The organism is Weizmannia sp. FSL W8-1119, assembly GCF_038008605.1.
Taxonomy (GTDB): Bacteria; Bacillota; Bacilli; order Bacillales; family Bacillaceae_C; genus Weizmannia; species Weizmannia coagulans.
The window spans coordinates 2,797,855-2,823,695 of sequence record NZ_JBBOZL010000001.1 but is presented as its reverse complement, the minus strand read 5'-3'; the positions used below and the strand labels follow the sequence as shown (position 1 = coordinate 2,823,695).

The 25,841-nt window shown below is 44.2% G+C and carries 19 protein-coding genes and 2 pseudogenes; 16 read left to right on the top strand and 5 right to left on the bottom strand.

The features are described 5' to 3' along the window. The first annotated feature begins 41 nt into the window (after nucleotides 1–41). The 6 genes from aceB (at nucleotide 42) to NSQ19_RS13735 (ending at nucleotide 6,890) form a co-directional block, all read left to right on the top strand. Nucleotides 42–1,637 (top strand): malate synthase A, encoded by a 1,596-nt coding sequence (gene aceB / locus NSQ19_RS13760; protein WP_029142033.1) that lies wholly within the window; start codon nucleotides 42–44, stop codon nucleotides 1,635–1,637. 217 nt (nucleotides 1,638–1,854) lie between these two features. Then, the gene (gene aceA / locus NSQ19_RS13755) at nucleotides 1,855–3,132 is read left to right on the top strand and encodes an isocitrate lyase (protein WP_237348622.1); all 1,278 of its coding nucleotides are present in this window, start codon (nucleotides 1,855–1,857) and stop codon (nucleotides 3,130–3,132) included. A 244-nt stretch (nucleotides 3,133–3,376) separates the two neighbouring features. Next, nucleotides 3,377–3,667 carry an Asp-tRNA(Asn)/Glu-tRNA(Gln) amidotransferase subunit GatC gene (gene gatC / locus NSQ19_RS13750; RefSeq protein ID WP_013860580.1) on the top strand — a complete coding sequence of 97 codons (291 nt, stop codon included), beginning with the start codon at nucleotides 3,377–3,379 and terminating at the stop codon, nucleotides 3,665–3,667. Between the two features lie 12 nt (nucleotides 3,668–3,679). After that, a complete protein-coding gene (gene gatA, locus NSQ19_RS13745) occupies nucleotides 3,680–5,137 on the top strand; it encodes an Asp-tRNA(Asn)/Glu-tRNA(Gln) amidotransferase subunit GatA (RefSeq protein WP_327076338.1) in 1,458 nt (485 codons plus the stop codon). A gap of 12 nt (nucleotides 5,138–5,149) precedes the next feature. Beyond that, complete coding sequence (gene gatB / locus NSQ19_RS13740; RefSeq protein ID WP_013860578.1) at nucleotides 5,150–6,583, top strand: Asp-tRNA(Asn)/Glu-tRNA(Gln) amidotransferase subunit GatB; 1,434 nt, start codon at nucleotides 5,150–5,152, stop codon at nucleotides 6,581–6,583. 100 nt (nucleotides 6,584–6,683) lie between these two features. Continuing rightward, nucleotides 6,684–6,890, top strand: coding sequence for a hypothetical protein (locus tag NSQ19_RS13735; RefSeq protein WP_061575007.1), 207 nt, complete (start codon nucleotides 6,684–6,686; stop codon nucleotides 6,888–6,890). 244 nt (nucleotides 6,891–7,134) lie between these two features. Here NSQ19_RS13735 and NSQ19_RS13730 read toward each other — a convergent pair whose 3' ends face one another. Beyond that, on the bottom strand, nucleotides 7,135–7,521 hold the full coding sequence (locus tag NSQ19_RS13730) for a KGG domain-containing protein (protein ID WP_029142030.1): 387 nt from the start codon (nucleotides 7,519–7,521) through the stop codon (nucleotides 7,135–7,137). 102 nt (nucleotides 7,522–7,623) lie between these two features. On the opposite strand from NSQ19_RS13730, the gene NSQ19_RS13725 reads away from it, so the two are divergent. The 3 genes from NSQ19_RS13725 (at nucleotide 7,624) to NSQ19_RS13715 (ending at nucleotide 10,336) form a co-directional block, all read left to right on the top strand. Further along, nucleotides 7,624–7,875 carry a hypothetical protein gene (locus NSQ19_RS13725; protein WP_258432861.1) on the top strand — a complete coding sequence of 84 codons (252 nt, stop codon included), beginning with the start codon at nucleotides 7,624–7,626 and terminating at the stop codon, nucleotides 7,873–7,875. A 402-nt stretch (nucleotides 7,876–8,277) separates the two neighbouring features. Further along, nucleotides 8,278–9,078: an arylamine N-acetyltransferase gene (locus NSQ19_RS13720; protein ID WP_340703051.1), complete on the top strand. Its 801-nt coding sequence runs from the start codon at nucleotides 8,278–8,280 to the stop codon at nucleotides 9,076–9,078. A 343-nt stretch (nucleotides 9,079–9,421) separates the two neighbouring features. After that, nucleotides 9,422–10,336, top strand: coding sequence for a diacylglycerol kinase (locus tag NSQ19_RS13715; RefSeq protein ID WP_061575004.1), 915 nt, complete (start codon nucleotides 9,422–9,424; stop codon nucleotides 10,334–10,336). Between the two features lie 146 nt (nucleotides 10,337–10,482). On the opposite strand, the gene putP is transcribed toward NSQ19_RS13715, so the two are convergent. Beyond that, complete coding sequence (gene putP, locus NSQ19_RS13710; RefSeq protein ID WP_133537645.1) at nucleotides 10,483–11,961, bottom strand: sodium/proline symporter PutP; 1,479 nt, start codon at nucleotides 11,959–11,961, stop codon at nucleotides 10,483–10,485. Between the two features lie 191 nt (nucleotides 11,962–12,152). Between putP and rlmD the strand changes: the two genes are divergently transcribed. Further along, nucleotides 12,153–13,523 carry a 23S rRNA (uracil(1939)-C(5))-methyltransferase RlmD gene (rlmD, locus tag NSQ19_RS13705; RefSeq protein ID WP_340703050.1) on the top strand — a complete coding sequence of 457 codons (1,371 nt, stop codon included), beginning with the start codon at nucleotides 12,153–12,155 and terminating at the stop codon, nucleotides 13,521–13,523. A gap of 34 nt (nucleotides 13,524–13,557) precedes the next feature. Here the strand turns inward: rlmD and NSQ19_RS13700 are convergent, their stop codons facing one another. From NSQ19_RS13700 to NSQ19_RS13690, 3 genes and pseudogenes are all read right to left on the bottom strand, one after another. Beyond that, entirely contained in the window at nucleotides 13,558–14,115 is a 558-nt protein-coding gene (locus NSQ19_RS13700) for a recombinase zinc beta ribbon domain-containing protein (protein WP_445798410.1), read from the bottom strand. Between the two features lie 223 nt (nucleotides 14,116–14,338). Next, a pseudogene (locus tag NSQ19_RS13695) lies at nucleotides 14,339–15,511 on the bottom strand (IS1380-like element ISBco2 family transposase); the annotation flags it as partial. A gap of 221 nt (nucleotides 15,512–15,732) precedes the next feature. Next, complete coding sequence (locus NSQ19_RS13690; protein WP_340703048.1) at nucleotides 15,733–17,196, bottom strand: transposase; 1,464 nt, start codon at nucleotides 17,194–17,196, stop codon at nucleotides 15,733–15,735. A gap of 562 nt (nucleotides 17,197–17,758) precedes the next feature. Here NSQ19_RS13690 and NSQ19_RS13685 point away from each other — a divergent pair. The 6 genes and pseudogenes from NSQ19_RS13685 to NSQ19_RS13660 form a co-directional block, all read left to right on the top strand. Then, nucleotides 17,759–18,034: pseudogene (locus NSQ19_RS13685) on the top strand (transposase); the annotation flags it as partial. A 288-nt stretch (nucleotides 18,035–18,322) separates the two neighbouring features. Next, entirely contained in the window at nucleotides 18,323–19,504 is a 1,182-nt protein-coding gene (locus NSQ19_RS13680; protein WP_340703047.1) for a hypothetical protein, read from the top strand. A gap of 11 nt (nucleotides 19,505–19,515) precedes the next feature. Next, nucleotides 19,516–21,297, top strand: coding sequence for an anti-phage-associated helicase HerA (gene herA / locus NSQ19_RS13675; RefSeq protein WP_340703046.1), 1,782 nt, complete (start codon nucleotides 19,516–19,518; stop codon nucleotides 21,295–21,297). Nucleotides 21,298–21,432: 135 nt separating this feature from the next. Further along, nucleotides 21,433–22,473 carry a hypothetical protein gene (locus NSQ19_RS13670; protein ID WP_340703045.1) on the top strand — a complete coding sequence of 347 codons (1,041 nt, stop codon included), beginning with the start codon at nucleotides 21,433–21,435 and terminating at the stop codon, nucleotides 22,471–22,473. Between the two features lie 143 nt (nucleotides 22,474–22,616). After that, nucleotides 22,617–24,032, top strand: coding sequence for an ISLre2 family transposase (locus tag NSQ19_RS13665; RefSeq protein WP_340703044.1), 1,416 nt, complete (start codon nucleotides 22,617–22,619; stop codon nucleotides 24,030–24,032). Nucleotides 24,033–24,484: 452 nt separating this feature from the next. Further along, complete coding sequence (locus NSQ19_RS13660; protein WP_014097075.1) at nucleotides 24,485–25,780, top strand: transposase; 1,296 nt, start codon at nucleotides 24,485–24,487, stop codon at nucleotides 25,778–25,780. The last annotated feature ends 61 nt before the right edge of the window (nucleotides 25,781–25,841 follow it).

Here is a 25,841-nt window from a genome sequence, read left to right as displayed (position 1 = left end):
TGCAAAACACACTGTATTATAACAAGAAAGGGAGTGCAGATATGGAGACCAAAGCACCAGGCATTACCGTAACGGGATCCATCCAGGACGGGTATGACGAAATATTGACCCCGGAAGCGCTGCAGTTTTTGGAACAGCTGGAGCGGCATTTCGGCGAAAGGCGGCGCGAACTGCTGGCCTACAGAAAAAAACGCGATGAAGAAATCAAGTCGGGCAAGCTTCCGCATTTTCTCGAAGAAACGGCCTCCATCCGCGAATCCGACTGGACCATTGCCCCGCTTCCCGAAGATTTGCAGGACAGGCGTGTGGAGATTACCGGGCCGGTTGACCGGAAAATGGTGATCAATGCTTTGAATTCAGGCGCAAAAATATTTATGGCCTGCTTTGAAGATGCCACTTCCCCGACGTGGGAGAATATCATTGAAGGCCAGATCCATCTCCGTGATGCGGTCAACCGGACGATTACGTTTACCGGCCCGAACGGAAAAGAATACAAGCTGGCCGATCATCCCGCTGTCTTAATTGTCAGGCCGCGCGGATGGCATTTGGAAGAGAAACATATTTTAGTAGACGGCAAACCCGTATCCGGCAGTTTAACAGATTTTGGGCTCTATTTCTTCCATAATGCCCGCAGGCTCCTTGAAAACGGCACAGGCCCGTACTTTTACCTGCCAAAAATGGAAAGCCATCTGGAGGCGCGCCTTTGGAATGATGTTTTTATCTTTGCGCAAAAGTATATCGGCATCCCGAAAGGCACCATTAAAGCAACTGTCCTGATTGAAACGATCATGGCTGCATTTGAAATGGACGAAATCCTGTATGAACTGAAAGAGCATTCGGCAGGCCTCAACTGCGGGCGCTGGGATTATATTTTCAGCTATATTAAAAAACTGCGCACCAATCCGCAGTTTATTACGCCGGACAGGTCTCTCGTCACCATGACGGTACCGTTTATGCGCGCTTATTCGCTTTTGACCATTAAGACGTGCCACCGCCGGAATGCGCCGGCAATCGGGGGAATGGCTGCGCAGATCCCAGTAAAAGACGACCCGGCAAAAAATGAAGAAGCCTTCCAAAAGGTGCGCGCCGATAAAGAGCGGGAAGCAAGAGACGGGCATGACGGCACCTGGGTCGCGCATCCGGGGCTTGTGCCGGTTGCCATGGAAGCATTTAACAAAGAAATGCCCGAGCCGAACCAAATCCATTCCGGCAAGCAGATGGATTTTACGGCAACGGCAGATGATCTGCTCGCTGTGCCGCAAGGGGAAATTACGGAAAAAGGCATCCGCGAAAACATTTATGCCGGCATCCAGTACATCGAATCCTGGCTCCGGGGGAGGGGCGCTGTGCCGATCTCGAACTTAATGGAAGATGCGGCGACGGCTGAAATTTCACGCACCCAGCTTTGGCACTGGATTCGCCATCCGAAAGGCGTGCTTGCAGACGGCAGAAAAGTGACGATTGAGCTATATGAACAAATCAAAGCGGAAGAACTGGAACGCATCCGCCGGGAAATCGGGGAGGAATATTACCGGGCCGGCCGTTTTGAAGAAGCAGTGGCCTTGTTTGACCGGCTTGTCAAAGAAGATGAATTTATTGAATTTTTAACCTTGCCGGCGTATGAACTGCTGGGCTGATAGAATGGCAATTTGACAATGAATGAACGCAACAAGGGGAGACGTGCAATGAAAGGCTCTTGAGCCATATAGAGAGGAATCGTGTGAATATCACAAATCGCTCTATATGTTAGCTGCTTTCGCCGCAGCTGTAACAAAGGGGAATCGTTTGAACCCCGAGGAAGCCTTATTTTGCCTGCGGCTTTACATTATATTGAAAAAATGGGAGGAATTTTTGATGGTAAACGAAAAAGCGCTTGAACTGAAACGAAGCTGGGAGAAAGATGAAAGGTGGCAGGGGATTGTCCGCCCGTATTCTCCGGAAGACGTGCTCAAACTGAGGGGTTCTGTTCAAATTGAATATACTTTGGCGCGCAGGGGGGCGGAAAAATTCTGGAACCTGCTGCATACGGAAGAGTATATCCATGCATTGGGCGCACTCACGGGAAATCAGGCTGTCCAGCAGGTAAAGGCCGGATTGAAAGCCATTTATTTAAGCGGCTGGCAGGTTGCAGCTGATGCGAACCTGGCCGGGCAAATGTATCCGGACCAAAGCCTGTATCCGGCGAACAGCGTGCCGAATGTCGTCAAACGGATCAACCAGGCCTTGCAGCGCGCCGACCAGATCCACCATGCAGAAGGGGACGAACGGATTGATTGGTTTGCACCGATCGTTGCCGATGCAGAAGCCGGATTTGGCGGCCCGTTAAACGTATTCGAACTGACAAAAGCGATGATCGAAGCGGGCGCCGCGTCTGTCCATCTTGAAGATCAGCTTTCTTCCGAGAAGAAATGCGGCCATTTGGGCGGCAAAGTGTTGCAGCCGACACAAACAGCCATCCGCCACTTGATTGCAGCCCGCCTTGCTGCTGATGTCATGGGCGTGCCGACCGTTATTATTGCCCGTACGGATGCAAATGCGGCAAATCTGATCACAAGCGATGTTGACCCGTATGATGCGCCATTTATCACCGGGGAACGGACAGCGGAAGGCTTTTACCGCACGCAGGCAGGCATAGACCAGGCGATTGCCCGCGGACTTGCTTATGCGCCATATGCCGATATGATCTGGTGCGAAACGAGCGAGCCGAATCTGGATGAAGCACGCCGGTTTGCAGAAGCGATCCATGAAAAATTCCCGGGCAAACTTTTGGCTTACAACTGCTCGCCGTCTTTCAACTGGAAGAAGAAACTTGATGACAAAACGATCGCGAACTTCCAGAAAGAAATTGCGCGCATGGGCTATAAATTCCAGTTCGTCACGCTTGCCGGCTTCCATGCCTTGAACCACAGCATGTTTGAACTGGCCCGCAACTACCGCGACCGCGGCATGGCGGCCTATTCCGAACTGCAGCAGGCAGAATTTGCGAACGAACAATATGGTTACACGGCAACACGCCATCAGCGCGAAGTCGGCACCGGCTATTTCGATGAAGTATCGATGGTCATCTCAGGCGGCACTTCTTCTACTACCGCACTTACAGGATCGACCGAGCAAGAACAATTCACCCATTAATGGGGACCCGTAAAACGGAGAGGCTGAAGCAGCTTCTCCGTTTTCTTTTTTGCAACCCCCGGCGCCCCCCTTGCTTAAGGGCGGGCTTTTCTGCTATGATCAATAGTATTGCAGGGTTCGATTCGCCCCATATGAACGGACAGTCAGGCCCCGCTTTCCGGGCCGTGCTGCGGGGCAATGAACTGCACGCCCGATTGGGTTCCACGTACAATTGATGCGACTTTTATAACGGAGGTGAAAGGCTATGCCTGATATTTCAAAAGAACAAGTCCAACACGTTGCCGACCTAGCACGCCTTGAAATGAATGAGACGGAAACGGAGAAATTTGCGAAACAGCTGGGGGATATTATCCATTTTGCGGAATCATTAAATGAACTTGACACAACAGGGGTTCTGCCGACCACGCACGTGCTTGAAATCCGCAATGTCATGCGCGAAGATACGGTGGAAAAAGGACTGCCGCGCGAGCTTGTGTTGAAAAATGCGCCGGATACCCAGGACGGAATGATCCGTGTGCCGACAATCGTAGAATAAGGAGGGGAAAGCATGTCTTTATTTGACCATAAAATCTCGGAACTTCACGAGTTTTTACATAATAAGGAAGTTAAAGTTTCAGAACTTGTTGATGAAGCGTATCAAAAGATTTCAGAAACAGACGGCAAAGTGAAAGCTTTTTTAACATTGGATGAAGAACGGGCCCGCAAAACCGCAGCGGAACTGGACGGCAAAATCGGCTCGCCGGAAGCTGAAAATATGCTGTTCGGCATGCCGATCGGAATCAAGGATAATATTGTCACGAAAGATTTGCGGACAACCTGTGCTAGCAAAATCCTTGAAAACTTCGATCCCATTTATGATGCCACGGTCATGGAGAAATTACATAAGGAAAATACGATCACAATCGGCAAATTGAATATGGATGAGTTTGCGATGGGTTCGTCGACGGAAAATTCCGCATTCCAAATCACCCGCAACCCTTGGAACCTGGATACGGTGCCGGGCGGTTCTTCCGGCGGTTCGGCTGCAGCGGTGGCAGCGGGGGAAGTGCCGTTTGCGCTTGGATCTGATACAGGCGGTTCGATCCGCCAGCCGGCCGCATTTTGCGGGGTTGTCGGAATGAAGCCAACTTACGGGCGTGTTTCCCGTTTTGGCCTTGTCGCATTCGCCTCTTCTCTTGACCAGATCGGGCCGATTACCCGGACCGTGGAAGACAATGCCTATCTGTTACAGGCAATTTCCGGGCTTGACCGGCATGACTCCACTTCCGCCGATGTGGAAGTGCCGGATTATGTGGAGGCGCTCAAAGGCGATGTAAAAGGCTTGAAAATTGCCGTGCCGAAAGAATACTTAGGCGAAGGCGTCAGCGAAGAAGCGCGCCAGGCTGTTCTCGATGCCTTGAAAGTGCTGGAAAAGCTCGGCGCCACATGGGAAGAAGTGTCGCTGCCGCATTCGAAATACGGCGTGGCCGCCTATTATCTGCTTGCTTCATCCGAAGCGTCTTCCAACCTGGCCCGTTTTGACGGCGTCCGCTACGGCTACCGTTCGAAAAATGCAACCAGCCTCGAAGAATTATATAAAAAGACCCGTTCGGAAGGTTTCGGGGACGAAGTAAAACGCCGCATTATGCTCGGGACTTTTGCGCTAAGCGCGGGTTATTACGATGCGTACTACAAAAAAGCACAACAGGTCCGCACCCTGATCAAAAAAGACTTTGATGATGTGTTCGAAAAATATGATGTCATCATCGGGCCGACCACGCCGACTGCGGCCTTTAAAATCGGGGAAAAAATTGAAGACCCGTTAACAATGTATGCGAATGATATTTTAACCATTCCGGTCAACCTGGCAGGCGTCCCGGGGATCTCTCTTCCATGCGGGTTTGCAGGCGGTCTGCCATTAGGGCTGCAAATCATCGGGAAGCATTTTGACGAAAGCACTGTGTACCGCGTTGCCCATGCATTTGAACAGGCAACGGACTTCCATAACCAAAAACCGCAATTGTAAGGGGTGAAAAAGATGAATTTTGAAACAGTGATCGGGCTTGAAGTGCACGTTGAATTAAAAACCAATACAAAAATTTTCTCGCCGGCGCCTGCGCATTTCGGGGCAGAACCGAATACGAACACCAATGTCATCGATCTCGGCTATCCGGGCGTGCTTCCGGTACTGAATAAAAAAGTGGTTGACTACGCAATGAAGGCCGCAATGGCGCTGAACTGCGAAATTGCAACCGAAACGAAATTCGACCGGAAAAACTATTTTTACCCGGACAACCCGAAAGCTTATCAGATTTCCCAATTTGATAAACCGATCGGGAAAAACGGCTGGATTGAAATCGAAGTGGACGGCGTAAAGAAAAAGATCGGCATTACCCGCATTCATATGGAAGAAGACGCCGGGAAACTGTTCCACGCGGCAAATGAAGGGTATTCTCTCGTCGATTTGAACCGCCAGGGCACGCCACTTATTGAAATTGTCTCGGAACCGGATATCCGTACGCCGGAAGAAGCGTATGCGTATCTTGAAAAATTAAAATCCATCATTCAATATACCGGCGTTTCCGACTGCAAAATGGAAGAAGGGTCACTCCGCTGCGATGCCAATATTTCCATCCGTCCAATCGGGCAGGAAACATTCGGCACGAAAACCGAACTGAAAAACCTGAACTCGTTCAACTATGTGCGCAAAGGCCTGCAGTATGAGCAGGAACGCCAGAAACAAGTGCTGCTTGCAGGCGGTGTGATCCAACAGGAAACACGCCGTTTTGACGAAGCAACCGGCAAAACGATTCTGATGCGGGTGAAAGAAGGCTCGGACGATTACCGTTATTTCCCGGAACCGGACCTTGTGGATCTGTATATTGATGACGCCTGGAAAGAACGGGTGCGCGCCGAAATCCCGGAACTGCCGGACGAACGGAAAAAGCGTTACACGGAAGAACTCGGGCTCCCGGCTTATGATGCCATGGTGCTCACACTGACGAAAGAAATGTCCGATTTTTTTGAAGCGACGATCGCAGCCGGCGCCGATGCAAAACAGGCATCGAACTGGCTGATGGGCGAAGTGTCCGCTTACTTGAATTCAGCCCAGAAAGAACTGCATGATATTGCGCTTACACCGGAAAGCCTTGCCGGCATGATCAAATTGATCGAAAACGGCACGCTCTCTTCAAAATTGGCGAAGAAGGTTTTCCGCGAACTGGTCGAAAAAGGCGGCGACCCGGAAAAAATCGTCAAGGAAAAAGGGCTTGTGCAAATTTCTGATGAAGGCGAGCTTTTAAAGATTGTGACAGAAGTACTGGATAAAAATGAACAATCCATTATTGACTATAAAAACGGTAAAGACCGGGCGCTCGGCTTTTTGGTCGGGCAGGTCATGAAAGCGACAAAAGGGCAGGCCAACCCGCCGATTGTCAATAAACTGCTGATCCAGGAAATGAATAAACGGTAATTTTTCAAAAAAGCGGTGCGCCCCACCGCTTTTTTGTTTTAAAATGCGGAGATCGGGTATATAACGAAAGGGTGAAATTGACGATAGGAGGCTGCAAACAATGTGTGATCGCCTATTTGAACTGACAACCACGTGTGCATATTGTTTGAGAAAAGCCGGCAAAGAAATTGATGCTGTTTATCCGGTGTATGACTGGAAAACAAACAAACTGCTCGGTTATTATTGCAAAGAACATTTTTTAAAAGTGAAAATCCGGAATTTGATCGAAGAAACCGTTGAAAAACAGGCAAATCCGGTAGAAGCTTAAAATACCTGCGATACAGTTGCCAGTTGAATAGAAGGTTGAATGCATAAAAAGAGCGGGCAAAATGGATGCCGGCTCTTTTTATGTAAGCGCATCCAAAATGAATATCTTTTCAAAATGTACTGCCAAATCCGGCGGGCTGTGCTATAATAATGATGACAATTGGAGAAAAAGAAAGAGAGTGCGAACAACGGCAAAAAACCGGTTCAGCGTGCGGGCTGAACCGGTTTGGGTGAAATCATTCCTCTTAATCTTCACCGTTGTTTTTCGCTCTTGCGTTACCGCCTTTTTCTCCGATTTCCTGATAGAATTCTTTGTCATGGCTGTCAGCAGTGGCTTCTCCGCCTTTTTTGCCAATTTCCTGATAGAATTCTTTATCATGATTTTCCGCTGTAGATTCTCCGCCTTTTTTGCCGATTTCCTGATAGAATTCTTTGTCGTGGCTGTCAGCAGTAGCTTCCCCGCCCTTTTTGCCGATATCTTGATAGAATTCCTTGCCATGTTTTTCGGCAGTGGTTTCTCCGCCTTTTTTGCCGATTTCCTGATAGAATTCTTTATCGTGGCTGTCAGCAGTAGCTTCTCCGCCTTTGCGACCTGCTTCTTCTACTGTCATTTTTTTATCTTTGTCTGCCATTCAAAATCTCTCCTTTGTTCGGTGATTGTGAATATCGCTTACAGTAACATATATACCATCGTCCAGCAGGAATAAACTTCAACCAAAAAATAATAGACAAAAATGGAATCATCTTTAAGCAGCGCCCGGCCGGAAAACGTTGCAAAAACGGACATGCATCCTTTGGGAGGCCGTTTTGGAGGGGTGGAAACCGGGGTGGGCAAATTGATTTTTGAAGGCTTCAAAAAAAAGACCAAAAAGAGAGTCGAAATCCGAGCGAATTGTCCTTTTGGGGGGTTCAAAAAGACAAAAGAGAGCTGGAATCCGGTCGAATTGTCCTTTTGGAGGCTTCAAAAAGACAAAAGAGAGCTGTAATCTGAGTGAATTGTCCTTTTGGAGGTCTCAAAAAGACAAAATAGCCCCGGACCAGGAGAAAACTGTCTTTTTAGAGAGTTCAAAAAGACAAAAGAGAGCCGGACCAGTGTCAAATTGTCCTTTTGAAGATTTCAAAAAGACAAAAGAAAGCCAGACCTGTCCTTTTGGAGGTCTCAAAAAGACAAAATAGACCCGGACCGGGAGCAAATTGTCCTTTTAAAGGCTCCAATAAGGAAATAAGAGCCTGTAAGCTGCGCGTCTACTGCTGAAACGTTTATAATGGAATAGAGGTGCATGTCGGGCCTGCTGGTCACTTTTTTCATCCCTATTGTTGCGAAAAAAAGGTTTTTTCATGCCGGGCAGCGAAAAGAACGGATAAAGCACTTGAAAGGGGAAAGGAAAATGGAAGAACAGGTGGAGGCTTATTTGAATTACTTAAAGCTTGAACATGAAGAGCCGGGGCTGAATTTTTTGCAGCGGCTTATCCAGCACCATCTTTCCTATGTTCCCTATGAAACGTTCAGCAAGTTTCATTACTTCCGTGAGGGGATTTACATACCTCCGTTTGAGACTTTTGTGGAGCATTTATGGGAAAAAGGATGGGGCGGCACCTGTTTTACATTAAACATCAATTTTGCGCGGCTGTTGCGCAGCCTCGGTTTTCAATGCTCCTTTGTGCGTGTGGTGCCCGGCCATGTTGCGCTGATGGTTTTATTGAACGGAAAAAAACTGTATGTGGATGTCGGCTACGGCTCCCCGATCATGAAGCCGGTTGAACTTGAATCAAAACGGCGCCACGTGCTCCACGGTTTTGGCGAAGACATCATTTTTACGCAGCTTGAGCCCGGCCGTTACGAAATCGACCGCCGTTCCAACGGGAAATCTTTTGTGAAAAAAACGATTGAGTGGCTGCCGCTTACGGAAGACGATTTGAAAGAAGATATCCGTGCATCTTACCTTGACGACAACGCCAACCAGACGATGCGCAGGGTGACCGCCGTGCGCTTCAACGGGCGGGAATGCTACTATTTGCGCGACCGCTCATTAAAGATTATGAACTACCGCAATATCCGCGAGTTGCACATGCGGGACTTCGGCCGCTGGAAAGATACCATCGGGGAAGTGTACCAGATCGGCGAAGATGCTTTGCTGGAAACGATTCAATTTCTGGATGAGCGCGGCATCCGGTTGTTCAGCCGGTGATGATGCGCAAGTATGGAGAGTTTTAGGGTGCACGCACAAATCATCCGTGCCTGCACGTTCCCTTTTCTTGAACCACATAAGGCAGCCCCCACGAACACGGCAGCCGAAAAGGCGCCTTTTTGCAGCCAAGGCGCACACCGCACCGCGCTGTTAGTGGATTTTTTTCCAAAAAAGTTGTATGATAATTCAGTGGATGCATGAAGGATTTGCCCCATGCAGAAAGAACGGACAACATATCGATCAGTTTCCCTATCCGGATCTGTTTTGGGGAAACTGTCCTTTGCCTGCACGAAACGGGATTACATAATACGCATGTACATCAACATAAATAAGGATGATGCGAATGAAACGAGCAAGAATCATATATAACCCGACTTCCGGCCGTGAAGCGTTTAAGCGCCATCTCCCGGATGTGCTGCAAAAATTAGAGCTGGCCGGATATGAAACATCCTGCCATGCCACAACCGGCGCCGGCGATGCCATCAAAGCGGCAAGGAAAGCGGTTGAACGCAAGTATGATATTGTCGTGGCAGCCGGCGGGGACGGCACGATCAACGAAGTCGTCAACGGCATTGCCGAACAGGATTACCGGCCGAAACTCGGCGTCATCCCAATGGGTACGACAAATGATTTTGCGCGCGCACTGCAAATCCCGCGTGATGTGCAGGCGGCAACGGAAATTATCGTAAAAGGCGATACCCTTCCGGTTGATATCGGGAAAATGAATGAGAAATATTTTATCAATATCGGCGGCGGCGGGCGGCTCACGGAACTGACATATGATGTGCCAAGCCGGCTGAAGACGATGCTCGGCCAGCTCGCTTATTATTTAAAAGGAATTGAAATGCTGCCTTCGATCCGCGCGACCCAGATGACGATTGAATATGACGGGAAGCTGTTTGAAGGCGAAGCGATGATGTTTTTAATTGGCCTGACGAATTCCATCGGCGGTTTTGAAAAACTTGCTCCGGACTCTTCGATCAATGACGGCCTGTTTACATTAATGATTTTGAAAAAAACGAACCTGGCCGAGTTCATTCGGGCTGTTACCCTTGCGCTGCGCGGCGAACATCTGAATGACCCGAACGTCATTTATACCTCTGCCAGCCGCGTAAAAGTTCATTCGCCGGATAAAATTTTATTAAATCTGGACGGCGAACTCGGCGGAGAAGCCCCTGCCGTTTTTGAAAACCTGTACCGCCATCTCGAAGTCTTTGCGCCGCTTGACAAAATCCGCCCGCAAGACAGGGTTGACTGACAAAAGAGCAGGAAGCGGGGCATGCAGACTGCCGGCTCCAGCGCTTTTTAAATCAGTATCCAATCCGGCATTTTGTGCCCCAAATGGCAACCACTGCCCTGGCAAAAACGCCGGAAGCAGTATAAAAAGCTCCCGGCGTTTTACAATCAACTTTCTTTTTTCAATGCGGAAAGGCTGTCGTTAAATTCTTCTTCGATGCCCGCATGGTGTTTGTAGGTTGCGATGCTGACAATCATGCTGATAATCAGGTTAAAGGCAAATCCCGGTACCATGGAGTATAATTTGGCATCCAGGCCGGACACGGTCCAGACTATCACTGTCACGGCACCTACAATCATACCGAAAAGGGCACCCCAGTGGTTCATCTTGCGCCAGAACAGGCTCAAAAAGATCACCGGCCCGAATGATGCGCCAAACCCGGCCCATGCATAGCTGACGAGCTGCAAAATGGTGGAATCGCGGTTTAAAGCAAGCAGCGCGGCGGCAACAGAAACGACAAGCACCGCGAGCCTGCCGAAAAATACCAACTCTTTATCCGAAGCATTGCGGCGGAAGAAGAGCTTATACAGATCTTCTGTCAGCGCACTTGAAGTGACAAGCAGCTGGGACGAGACGGTGCTCATAATCGCCGCAAGCACTGCTGCCAGCACAAATCCGGCAATGAGCGGATGGAATAAAATCTGCCCAAGCTGGATAAAAACCGTTTCCGGATTATCCAATTTATGGCCGGGCTGATGGAAATAAGCGATCCCGATCAGCGCAGTAAGGGATGTGCCGATCAGCGATAAAATCATCCAGCTGATCCCGATTCTGCGCGCGCTTTTTGTTTCTTTTACCGATTTAATTGCCATGAAACGGACAATAATATGCGGCTGGCCGACATAGCCGAGCCCCCACGCGAGCGCGGAAATGATCCCCAATGCCGTTGTCCCTTTAAAAAAGTCAAGCAAATCCGGATTGATCGATTTCACGGTATGGAAGGTTTCAACTGGCCCGCCCGTTTTGGTAAAAGCGACAATCGGCACGAGCACGAGTGCGATGACCATGATCAGCCCCTGGACAAAATCAGTCCATGAAACAGCGAGAAATCCGCCGAAAAGCGTGTACAGTACAACCACGCCCGCCACGATGACCAACCCTACATAATAGGACGTATGGAATGAGTTTTCAAAAAAGACGGCTCCGGATACCATCCCAGAAGAAACATAAAGCGTGAAGAAAATTAAAATGACAAGTGCGGAAACAAGCCGCAGCATTTTGGTCGGGTCTTTAAAACGGTTTTCAAGATAAGAAGGGATCGTTATGGAATCACCGGCCACCTTTGTATAGGAGCGGAGACGCGGTGCCACAAGCCGCCAGTTTAAATATGCCCCGATCGTCAACCCGATCGCAATCCATGCATCGGCAAGCCCGGTCAGATAAATGCCCCCCGGCAATCCCATCAACAGCCAGCCGCTCATATCAGCAGCGCCTGCGCTTAAAGCGGCAACAGCAGGGCCGAGCGAACGACCGCCGAGCATATAATCATCGAGGTTGCTCGTCCGCCGGTAAGCCACCCATCCGATCCAGAGCATCAGCACCATATAAATGGCGATGGAAATCATTTTTAATGTTTGATCACTCAAGAAGCGTTTCCCCCTTTGTTTTTGGTCCTTTCAACAACATTTTATCATCATAATATCTGTTTAATAAAGGTGTATTTTTAAAACCGGCCGAATATTCAAGAAAACAGTCTGCGGCAACGGATTGTTTTTCGCATTCAAGGCCGCTATATGTTAAAATTTCCGTAGCCATTAAGACGAAAAGGAAGACAGCCATGAAAAAAACATTACCGGTCCAAAAGAACGAAGAAATAGAGGTTGTTTTTGAAGATTTGACGCATGACGGCGCAGGGGTAGCGAAGGTGGACGGCTACCCGCTGTTTATTAAAAACGGCCTGCCGGGGGAGAAAGCTCGTATTAAAGTCATCAAAGCCAACAAGAACTACGGGATCGGCCGCCTCCTTGAGCTGTACGAAAAGAGCCCGTACCGTGTCGATATCCCGAAAGAAGAGGCGCCGAAATACGGCGGCTGCCAGCTTGCGCATATAAGCTATACCGGCCAGCTCAAGTACAAGGAAAATCAGGTGCGCCAGGCACTTGCCCGGATTGGGAAAATTGAAGGCGCCCACATCCACCCGATTATCGGCATGGACAACCCGTGGCATTACCGGAACAAAGCCCAGGTGCCGGTCGGCGAAAAAGACGGAAAACTCGTAGCCGGCTTTTTCAAACCGAGAACCCATGAAATACTCGATGCCGATGAGAGCGTAATCCAGCTTCCGGCGGTAAACGAAGCTGTCCGGGCAGTAAAAGAAATCTGCCGGGAACTTCGCATCCCGGCTTACGACGAAGAACATCACAGCGGCGTCCTCCGCCACATCATGGCGCGTTACGGGAGGGAGACCGGCGAGCTGATGGTCGTGCTGATCACGAGAACAGCGGAACTGCCGCACCAGAAAAAACTCGTGGATGCGATTGTGTCGCGCCTGAAACAGGTGAAGTCAATCGTGCACAACGTCAACCCGAGGCGCACAAACGTGATTTTGGGGGAGAGAACCAAAGTACTGTGGGGAAATGAGGCCATTTACGATAAAATCGGGGATGTGAAATTCGCCATCTCCGCGCTTTCTTTTTACCAAGTCAATCCCGTCCAGACAAAGGTGCTTTATGATAAAGCCCTTGAATACGCGGGTTTGAACGGCAACGAGTCGGTGATTGACGCCTATTGCGGTATCGGCACGATCTCATTGTTTTTGGCGCAAAAAGCCCGCAAAGTGTTCGGAGTCGAAGTCGTTCCGGAAGCGATTGAAGATGCAAAACGCAATGCGGCGCTCAACGTCATCACGAATGTGGAGTTTGAAGCGGGCACAGCGGAAACGGTCATCTCAAAATGGTACGAGGCAGGCAACAAGGCAGATGTCTTAGTGGTCGACCCGCCGCGCAAAGGCTGTGATGAAGCCCTGCTGCAGACGATTCTAGAGATGAAGCCGAAAAAGGTCGTCTATGTCTCCTGCAACCCGGCAACACTGGCAAGAGACTTGCGGATCCTGGAAGACGGAGGATACCGTACGGTGGACGTACAGCCTGTTGACATGTTTCCGCATACGACGCACGTTGAGTGCGTTTCGCAGATAGTTTTAAAATGAAAAAATGAGGCAAGATAAGGTTTCTCTCTTGCCTCTATTCAATTTTTGGTGTGGTAAACCGGTAATGAATTATTGGTGTACCGTCCTCTTTTACCTCGATTCGATTAATCAGTCGATGGAGAATATCCTCGGTTAATTCATCGAAATTTAGGAATTGAAGTAATTCCTTTTTAAGCTTTTCAATCGTTTCGATTACATCCTCGCTTTCCATCAATGAAAGAAGTTCATTTTTCTGTTCCATTAATTCAGTTAAATCCTTGTTCGTTGCTTCAATACTCTCTTGATATTCTTCATTGGTAATGATTCCGTCAGCTAACAGGTTGATGAATTTCCTTTTTCGATTTTTTAAAACATCCATCTGTTTGTTAATCTTATTGATTTTCTTTTGAGAATCCGATTTTGTACTTTTCGATTTTCTCTCCATCTTCTTTATATATTGCTCTTTGTCAATTTGATGAATTAAGGATTTTATGTCATTTAGAATTGTTTCTTTTAAAAAATCCTCTTTTATTTTGTGGGCGGTACAAGCTTTTTTTCCATGACGCGCATAAGCCCCACAAATGTATCCGTCTCGATTGCTTCGGAACCACATACCTGTACCACAATCGGCACAAAAGAGGACATTAGTAAAAAGATGTATCTTGGGTGCCGTAATATATTTTCTTCTCTGCTCTAATTTGATAGCTAAAATCCACACACGTGGAAGTAAATGTAAAATATGGAATCCAAATCTATAATTTCAGGTGGTTGAAGGTATACTTTCCCCCTCCCCACCTTTGCGGGCTTTTTAATTTCCAGTATTCAGTTCCTGTCTCTCAATCAATCATGCGCACACTTTGAATCATTTTCCGGAATGCCCATTTGTGGGCATATGTCTCACAAATGTTCAATGAGACCCTCCGGCTGTGAGACGTCAGCACGCCGGCCGAATAAATAAACTCTCTTCGAAACCGCCTGATGGTATAGGACTTGAACGCAGCCGGGCAATGGTCCTTTTTAAAGATCTCGAATAAATTGTACGCCAGTAATTTAATCAGAAGATCCATATGATTTGCCCCGAAAGAATCTGTTGGAATCTTGTCCATCGAAAAACCATATTTAGACTCTTTGATATAGTTTTCCAGACAGGCTCTCTGATTGTAAAATCTCCAAATATCCATAGGTTCCCAGTCCATCGTTGTCACAATGGCTTCATAATCCCAGAGAAAATCAAACAATTGAAGCTGGTCTTCCTCATACTTGTCAGCTTTTCGGATGACCGCAACTCTTCTTGGCTTTTCCCAGGAAGTTGCTTGGTAGTAGACTGTTTTTCCCTCTATAACAATCAGCTCATCATCAACATACCGGATCCACGGAGAATTGTCGTTTTCAACATACTTTTTCAATCTTGATGTCCATTTCAGTTTGCCGGCGTAGTTAATCTTCTGCTGCTCCCAATAACTGTAAAACTTTTCTCCGCCAAATCCCTTGTCAAAACGGGCGTACCGGATAAGGTACTGAGCGGAAAGCAATCGATAGGTTTCCTCGGCAAATTCAATTCCGTTGTCAGCTGAATGGACGTTTCCCGGTCTTAGCACACCGTTTAAGCAAAGATGGGATTTTCCTTCAAAAACGAGAAGGGGGTGGTAGCTTTTTCTGCCCGGCTTATGGGGGTTCACCCCGATTTTCGCTCCCTCCTGGTTTCCATAAACCGTTTCGACACTTGAATCAAAGTCAAGAATGAGATCGGAATCCAGCCATGGTTCGATGATGTCCATCACCCGTTCTTTGAATTCTATGGCAGCATCTTCGATTTTCTCCAACCTTAATAGATCCTTGCTTAAAAGCGTATAATGCGGGCATTTTCCTCCTAAGAAAGCACGAATCAAAGGGTCATTCTGGAGTGATTGAAAATGAAACATACGGGAGCAATCTGCCATCCAGCCCGCAATCAGATATACAAATATTTTACTTAGAGGAAATTTGGCATTGTCTTTCTTTAGAGCCTCTGCCAAAATAAAAATATACCCTTGAGCGAGGCTCTGGAAAATTAATTATCCCGATTTTTTTGCCTTTTCATCCAGATTTTCAATTCAATAGAAGTAAAACGGTCATTTTCCTTCAAAAAAAGGGCATACGTATCCCGCCTTCACAAAATGGGTTTTTTTCACTACCCTTTGTGGAAAGGAAACGCTCATTTTATTTATTCACATATCCACCTGTGAATAACTTAATTTGCTCTTTGCAGCCGATTGCGTGTCCATCCACAATTGGCCTTTCCTGTCTGATGGTACGCCATATTTGCCATGATGTGCATAGATATCATGCATCGATCTACATGAGCTTCAACTGCCTGTTTCCCACGCTTGTGAACACGACGGAGACTGTATCCGTCTTTTAAAATGCCAAAGATTCTTTCGATGATCGTCCTGGCACTATATAACACTTCAAATGTGCGACCATGTTGAGGCAACTCGACATCTACTTGAGGCGTTTGATCAAAGTCCATCCTAAATACTCTTCCTTGTGCTGCCCCATTACAACATTCCGCGTGATTCGCTAGCGGGCAGGTGAGACCTTCTTGCTTGGCATTTGGATGAAATACAGGACAAGTGTAAATATATTGCCCCTTTTCCCGATCAGATCCTCTAAGTTCCATTTTATGTCCACTGATACAGATGGGAGTGCCGTACCGGTTGATTTTTTCAATCCCCCGGGCGGTAGTTGGTTTATCTTTACGGTTCCGTGGATTGATCGGTGCCACCAATTTCGCCTGTAATACATCCTTTGTCACTTTTTGATTTTCCGGCGTTTGGTAGATTCCATCTGCCAGGATAAAGCTCAACTGCTCAGCCATCTCGGGGTGCTCTGCCTTAAACGTTTCCAATGTCGGTTCTAATGTTTTCCCATCGGGTGTATTTCCTTTAAATACTTCCCGCGTCAAAGGCAAACCGGATCTCACCCCGCATACCATTGATAATTTATGCGCAATATAGGAAACTGCATTACTTTTACACATTACCCCTACATTGTCGTCCGTAAGGACTTTGGGGCAATCGCAATCACCCTCACAAGAACACGTCTTCCTTGTTTTATTCAAGGTTGCTTCTGCCTCTATATGCGATGTATCCACGGCGGCTGCTTCCTCATTCGTTTCAACCACGCCTTCCCCTTTATTATATTCAACAACCAATAGCCGGGCTTTTTCCCAAAGACCATTTGTTGTCATGATTTGATCAAAACGAGCAAAGGAACGGTAGCTCGGAATTTTCTCCGTAAATCCACACATGGTGGCAAATAGCGGGTTTGATTTCACTTGCAAATAGACACTCTCCACCATCACTTCAATATACTGTAAAGAGGCCAGTTCAAAAGCACGAAAAAAGGGCATGAAAGGATGCGGTTTTCTCCCAGTGGAAGGGAGATGAAATAATGAAGACGCAGACTTGTCTTCTTCCTCCGTTATTGAAAATAGTGCCGGTTGTATTTCATTAGAAGGATCATGTGCTCTTTCATTTTTTAGGTGCAAATATAAAAGGGTGTAGTATTCTCGTTCAATCGGCTTAAAAATCTCCCATGGGAAACACATGGCTGGAATGACAAATGGTATATCGGCATAGTCTTGCCAATTGTGGGGAATCAAATTTTGTTGTATTGAAAAGTCTCTGGTTTGTGTTAGAATAGAAATAGTCATGAAATCACTCCCTGGATATTTGGTCGTACTTATATCTTAACAAAGGAGTGGCTTTCATGGCTCTTTTTTTTTCAAAAAAAATCATCCTTTTCCGTTTTACAATATTTACCACGGGAATGAGTAGCTTAATCTATTGAAACCCGCCCAAAACCGACCAAAGTGGAAAAATTTAGACACTTATAATAAATAAATTTACCCCATTAAAATCAAAAACTCACAATTTCTTTTTGCGTTTGTCATAATATTCCTACAAACGTCTTTTTTCTTTAGTGGAATAAATCAACGACCTTTAATTGTCTGACTGCTTACAGTTTCAGGGGATATAGCATTTTGGCAAGGGCTCTCACGATTTCTTTTTTCTTTTCTAGTAACCAAAATAAAAACCCCCTCAAAACAGCCAAGTTTAATTAGGGCTTGCTGAACGAATCAAATTTTAGCTTGTATTCGACTTGTCACTAAGCCATGCCAAAATATTCGTCCAGCAAGCTCTAATTATTTAAATTATTACATATTTGGCCGCTTTTTTGGGAGGTATATTTAAATTATCACGAAAAATTTTTACTCCTCAGAGCTGGCCCCAATCTATTTTCAGGAATGGTATCATTGGGCAGTCCGCTCTCAATTAGAGCCGATGAAAAAGACAGCCCAAACACTTAAGAAACATGAAAAAGGCATTTTAAGGTGGTTCGTTTCAAAGATGACAAATGGGCTTCTTGAAGGTATCAACAGTTTAGTTCAAGCAGCAAAACGCAAGGCCAGAGGTTACAGGACAACCAAAAACTTTATTGCCATGATCTATGCCACGGTGAACAAGCTCATTATTCAGGTGGGACCGTAAGCAAGGGTAGCTCCTTCTCAACTTAACTGACAGCTCTTCATTCTGTAGGGAGTCTGTCAAGTGCTCTCCTTGACAGACTCCCTACAGAATGGAACTCTATCCAAAGTTGAGAAGGAGCTTACCCTATCATTCTTGGGCAGGGGTGGGTATAGCACTCTCTTGAACCCATACAAATTAGCGAAGAGCCATTTTTTACCGAAAAATGTCCCTATTTGTCTTTTTTTTTGGTATAATTTAATTATGGGAAATTTGTCGTATTTAAAAACATCAAAAAATTAGGGGGATTCTATGGGGGTAATACTTGATGGAGGATATTATGCAATAAAGGGTTTTAATTTTCAGTATGATTATACTTTACTAAGAATTTTAGAACAGTCTAACATTAGTCACCTAGTTGAGATTGAACAATTTGAAGATTACAGCGATGAAAATTATATTGTACAGGTAAAGTATAAAGAAAAAACAGACTTCAGTTATTCAAGGATAAAAAAGCCGGTATGCCAACTTTTGGAAATGTTTAAAACTGATAAAAGAACACCAGTACTATATTCATACTTTAAAAATAAGGGTGAAGAGGAAAAAAGATTAACATTTGAGGAATTAAACAAGATTCTAGGAGATTGCAGAATAAATAATAAGCAATATTATTTTTCAGAAGAATTAAAATTAGAGTTTATATCCAAGTTTTTACTGATTTTTACTCAAAAATACCAAGATCAATTTGAAAAAGTTATCGATAAGATAAAAACTGAGTTTTCATGCGAGGAAGATGAAGCACTTATATATTATGCACAGATGTATAAGTATATAGAAAAGAAAGTTGTAGAAAATCCACCTAGTCAAAAAGCTAAAAGAGTTTGTTCCAAAGATGAGCTTATTCGTTTAATAAAGCAGAATAGAAAAATAATTTTTCAGTCGAGTTATATTGAATTTATGGGGAAAGAAAAGTATTACAGATTAATTAATAAAAAGTATTTTAGAGAAATAAACAGGAATTACCATGAGAGGATTTTTATAATTCAAGTACCAGATACATATAATGTTAGTCAACTTAAAAAGATAGTATTGAAATTGCGAAAAAAATTCTATCTAACAAGTGAACATAAAAATTATTTGTATGTTAAATCACCGGCTCCATATATTTTATTTGATGGCGTTAAGAAAGAGGATTTAAGAGAGTTAAAATTAAAATTACAAAAGGAGGGTTATAAATTTAGCGATGGTTTTAATTTTGAAAATGCTGCTTTCTTTCTTCAAAGCTTAATTGCTAAATCTTCATTACGAAATAATGTTGAAATTAAATTTATTAATGATTTTAAATATCTGACACCAGTATTAACTTCAATAAACAATGTCACAAAGAAGGTTTATTATTTTTATTTGAAAAATAAACAAGAAATTGATATTCGGGAAGATATTATCTATATTCAACAAGAGGACTTTTCTGATATATACGAATTTTTATTCTAGGAGTGACTTTAATGGAGAAAATCAATGCAGAAGTTATCTCTGTAAAACCTGATAAAGTTAAGATTTCTGTAGAAAAACTTGAAGACTTTAAAATTGCCGAAGAAGAGTTGAAAGTTGGTTCGTATTTGCAAATTTCCGATGATAATGATGTGGTTTTAATTGCAATTATAGAAAGTTTTTCAATAGATTTAATAGAAACGAAAAAGACAGATGACAATGGAATGTTATATTATGATTTAGACAGAAAATATATTATTGAAGCTAGCCCATTAGGTACACTTATTGATAATAAATTTGTTAGAGGAGGGGATACTTTATCAATTCCTCCTAAATCTGTAATGCCCGCTGAAGAGAAATATATAACGATGATTTTTGAAAACAGTATAGATAAACAATCAAAGTTCACTTTTGCAAAATTGGCCAATAATAATAAGATATCTGTGCCAGTAGATGGAAACAAATTTTTTAATAAACATTTAGCTATAGTAGGTTCAAGTGGATCGGGTAAATCTCATACTACCGCTAAAATTTTCCAAAATGTAATCAAAGAAAAGAATAATGAATTTCCGGGTCTAAACAATTCGCATATTATAATATTTGATATACATTCTGAATATCATGCAGCTTTTCCAGATGCGAACTTTATTGATATTAATAATTTGGTTATTCCTTATTGGCTATTAAATGGTGATGAACTAGAAGAAATATTTTTAGAATCAGGAGACTTTAATAATTATAATCAAGCTTCAGTTCTTAGACGAATCATTACGGCAAATAAAAAGAAAAATAATCCAGAAGTAGAAAAGGTCTTTTTCGATAGTCCGTTAAAATTTGATATAAATGAAGTTTTATATTGTTTGAAAAATTTGAGTAAAGAAACAAAAAACGCTAAAGTTTCTGATAGATATATGATTAGAGATGGTACATATGAACTAAAAGACGGTAAAACCAATGAGACTTCTGGTATAAAATTAAGCGATGAAGAAAAGTTAGTTAAATATTTCGAAAAGGAATTTGAGTTTTATTCTTCCAAAGCTCAAAACATTAAAAACGGTGATTATGCTGATGGATCATTAGACAAATTTATTTCTAGATTTGAAGCCAAGATTAATGATAAAAGGTTAGACTTTTTATTCGGAATTAAGTCTAAAGAGATTTCTTTTGAAGATACAATTAGAGCTTTTCTTGGGTATGAAAAGGAAAATAATTCCAACGTAACAATTATAGACTTGAGTGGTGTACCATTCGAGGTTCTAAGTATAACTGTTTCATTAATATCAAGATTACTTTTTGAGTTTGGATATTATATAAAAAAAGTTAAGGGTACTAATGATACTCCTTTAATCTTAGTTTATGAAGAGGCTCATAAGTATGCACCTAGAAGTAATTTAGTTAAATATAGGAGTTCAACTTTATCGATAGAAAGAATAGCAAAAGAAGGAAGAAAATACGGTGTAACACTGGCAGTTATCAGTCAAAGACCATCAGAAATATCTGAAACTATCTTTTCGCAATGTAATAATTTTGTAGCAATGCGTTTAACAAATCCTGATGATCAAAACTTTGTTAAAAGGCTTTTACCAGATTCTTTGTCAGGTATTACTGATTCACTGCCTTCATTAAAATCTGGAGAAGCAATATTAATCGGTGATTCTGTTATAATGCCATCAATTGTTAAAATTGATTCATGTGAATTAGAGCCTTCATCTAACGACATAAAATATTTTGAATTATGGAAAGAGGAATGGAAAAATTTAAGTTTCGAAAAGTTATTAGAAACATGGAAGAGTTAATAATATAAATTTAGTACGATAAGGCAAACACTGCTACATCAATATATCTGCGATTACCAATCAAGCCATATCGAATGCGTGTCCCAACTCATTCTAAATTAAGGTAACTAAGCCTTAAACAAAGGAGTGATGTTAATGCGTGTCACTGAACTAAGAAAGCTTATTGAAAAATACAGTAAGGACGATTTAAGTAAGATTATTGTCGAATTGTATAAGTCAATTCCGAAAAAAGTGCGTGATGAAAAAACAGTTGACATGATGTTGGAAGATTTTCAGCGGTACAAAGAAGCCGAAAAGATGAAAAGAAAAAAAGTTAAGGATGTTAACGTCAATGATTTGGAACGTGAAATTGAGCAGTTGCTCCAAAATGCTTATAAGCAAAATTATGTCATCCCTAATCACTATGTCAGCAAAAAGTATCGTTCCAAGTGGCGATTCAAGGTAAGATCATACATAAAGCATTTGCAACAGGTACCCGTTGCAGGAAAGGAGGGAAAACGAGCTACAGATCTACTGGAAGAACTGTATGAAATGTTGTGTTATGGATGTGGCTATTTGATCTTTAACACAGAAAATCCCTTTAGATCTGTTGGTATTGCGCAAGTTGAATTATTCGATATTCTCCTAAAAAGAAAATTTAGTACCGGAATTAATAGAGAGTCAATAAGTTTTGCTATGAAACAAGTGATTAATTGTTATCTGGACATGGACACGCTGCGGTCAGATCTAATCAATGTATTCATTGCGAATCTGAGAACCGCAGATGCGAAAGAAATAGCTATTGAACAATGTCATCAGTTACTAATAGGACTGAAACAGCGAACGATAGCGCCTGCAAAGGAAACATGGGATAATCACGAAAATAGCCGCGAGCGAAAAATAAATGATCTTGTTGAAACTGTTTTTAGGCTGAAGATAGCATTATGCGAATATGAGGCAGCCATCAGTTATTTTAAAAGTAATATCCAGCAACGGTTTAAAGAAGTCTCATTATTTATCTTGCTCAATATGCTTGAAAATTACGATCAGAAAGATTATTGGCTGCGAGAATACGAAACGGCAGTAAAAGAAGGCATAATGCCAAGGGACGAGCTGCAATATACCTATCGATATTTAAAAGAAAAAGGTCAATTTAACGGCTTTCCGAAAGAAGTCTCCCATCCTCAAGGAATGTGAAGGTGCGAATCGCACCAATGAGTAGGTGGGAGATGAGTATGTGTAAAATTTTACTCGCAGGGGCAGATGAGTGGAAAAAATAGGAAGACACTCTATCATCTAAATGTACACCATGAAATGAACATCTAGAGAGAGGTCTTCCCATGGATATTATATCAATAATTGCTGGATTATTAAAGGATACAAAGAGTCTTATTGAATTTGAAGAACAGGTTAAAATTCTGATGCAAAAAGTTTTTACACAATGGGTTGGGGACGTATTTGAGAAGTTAGATCAAACGATTAGACTGAAGAAACAGGCGGAAGGCTGGCAGTACTGCCGGAGTGATTACAGGAGCGTTCAGTTTCTATTTGGAAGTGTGAATTTTAAACGCTCATTCATGCATGACAAGAGAGGGGGTTCGCATTACCCTCTGGATGAATGCTTGGGGCTGGTACCACATCAGAGATACAGCCCGTTAGTGGAATTGAAGGTGGCAGAGCTGGCAAGCGAGAACACCTATCGGAAGGTAGCTGATGTTTTAAAAGAATGGACAGCAGTGAGCCTTAGTCACACAACTGTAGGGAAAATGGTGAAACGCGTAGGAAAAACACAGGCAGAAGCTGACAGGGCACTTGTAGAAGAGCTGGAAGTAGCTGCCTCACTGCCTGGTGGGAAGAAGGTAGACTATCTGTTTTCCGAGGCAGATGGTGTATTTGTCCGGGGACTGAAAAAGAAACAGAGTACGGAAGTCCACCACGCCATTCTCTATGAGGGATGGGAAGCCAATGGCAAAAGGGTCTCCCTGCGTCAGCCAACAGTTATCATGACGACGGAAGCAATCCAGACATTTTGGGATGAAGTGCAAGCCAAAGCTGCCAACACCTACTCTCTTGAAAAAGCGCATGTCATTACAAACAGCGATGGAGGTGCAGGGTATACAGCTGAACGGTTTCAAACAGCATTCTCACAGTCGGAATTTCCGGTGCTCAACCAGCTGGATACCTACCATGTTGCACAAGCCATCGTAAGGACATTCGGGGGCGGAAAGAGCGAGATCAAAGAGCAAATTAGAAAAGCGATTAGAACGCATGACCTAGACCAATTCACATTGTATTTGGATACGCATGAAAGCACATTGACGGATGAAAAGAGCCTTAAGAAAGTCAAGGAGTTTCGTTCGTACATCCTAAAAAACTGGGACCGCATTTTTGACTGGAGGGACAAGGTAGAGAACGTACCGGAAGGTGCGAGAGGCCTGGGGGCAATGGAATCAAATCAAAGGCATATCTCATTCAGAATGAAGAAAAGGGGGATGCATTGGAGTAAAGCTGGCGCCGAAGCCATGGTAAAGGTGAAACAGGGCATGCTTAACGGGACATTGCAGGAAACCTATCTGAAACACCGTTCAAGAAGCGCGAGAAAGCAACGGAGCTTGCAACAATCCATCAGGATGTCTCAACGATTCAAGCAGCCTGTACGCCCGTCAATCGGCGTAAAGCACGGATCAGTTTCCCTGCATTCAAGCCGTTCATCGGCAATGGGGCATTTAAGCAAAATATTAGAGCTTTCGTTTTAAGCCTGGTATGTGGGGGACTGATCGTTGATGCACGCGAAATTTACGAGACTCCTGCGGGAAAAGCGGGCCAGGAGAGACCCCGCAGCGAGGTACGAGCGAGGAGGATCGCCGGCCGCCCGCGGAAAGCGAGTGAATTTCGCGCGCATCAACACCCCCGTTATCAATCTATACGAAAGTGTACAAAAAGAGTGTCTTGGAATCCCGATATTTAAACCTTATCGAGGTAATTGCGATGTTACAGACTCCTTGTAGCCCAAGGGTTTGAAAAAAGGATAAAAAAATTTTCCCCCTAAAAAGAGGGGGAAACAAGCAAAAATGATAAAAAAATAAGGAGTGGACAAAAATTCCACCCCACTGAAACAAAAACAGGTGAACCCGTTTCCCCAGTAGGTTAAAATAGTTTTAGGACTAACATCTTAACACTGGGAGTTAACACTGGGAGGTTCACCTGTATGGCTATTATACCACAAATGAGTCTGTTTACATGGAAAGAAATTGAGATTCTTGGAGATTTAGACCGTCTTCGCCTTGTACTGGACTACATGCCTGATGAAGCGTTCATGCAAAGCCTTGAAAAGAAAAGGGGGAAGGGCCGTAATGACTACCCCGTTCGTGCCATGTGGAATTCTATCTTGGCAGGCATTGTATTTCAACATGAAAGCATTGAGAAATTACGCCGTGAACTCTCCCGTAATGGCCAATTAAGGGAGATGTGTGGCTTTGAAGGGCAGGTTCCAACTTCATATGCCTATACGCGCTTTCTAAAATCCCTAATCCGTGACGAAGAAATGATGGATAAAATGTTTGAGACTTTGGTAGAACAGCTCCTGGAACGGTTGCCGGATTTTGGTAAACGCTTGGCAATCGACAGCAAGGCGATCTCATCGTTTTCTAAACATCCGAACAAGCATGAAACCGAGGATGGTCGCCGGGATCTGGATGCAAATCATAGCCAGAAGGTTTACAGTGGTGTGACAAAAGAAGGCAACCCATGGCAAAAAGTTGTGAAATGGTTTGGCTACAAACTGCATCTGGTGGTGGATGCAACCTACGAGTTACCGGTAACATTCAAGGTTACAAAAGCGTCTGAGTCAGACATTACGGAAGGGCATAAACTCTTAGAGCAAATGGAAGAAAAGCAGCCAAAGCTTCTGAAAACAGCGGAAACGATGGCGGGAGACCGGGGTTATGATGACACGAAGCTGATTACGAAACTCTGGGATACGTATAAGATTAAGCCCATCATTGATATTCGCAATATGTGGAAAGACCCCGACAAAACACGATTACTCCCGGGAAAGGAAAACGTCGTTTATAACTACAAAGGAACCGTATCCTGCGTATGCCCTGAAACAGGTAAACAACGGGAAATGTGCAACGGGGGATTTGAGAAAGACCGCCAGAAACTAAAAAAACTTTGCCCGGCGAAACAAATGGGAGTGACATGTGAAGGCAAGGCTCAATGCCCCGTGGCACAAGGGCTCCGTATCTCATTATCTGAAGACAGGCGTATTTTTACACCCATTGATCGATCGAGCTATAAGTGGAAAAAAGAATACAACAGACGTACAGCTGTAGAGCGCGTGAACAGCCGGCTTGATACTTCTTTCGGCTTTGAACTTCATACAATTCGGGGAATGGCTAAAATGAAGCTGCGTTGTGGACTGGCACTCTGTGTCATGTTAGCCATGGCCTTAGGCCGGATCAAAGAGAACCAGGCTGAAAAAATGAGAAGCCTCGTTTCTTAACTTATCCACATAAAGGAAATCAATTTCAAAAAAAGCGCTTGTGGATCATTGGATTCGTGCG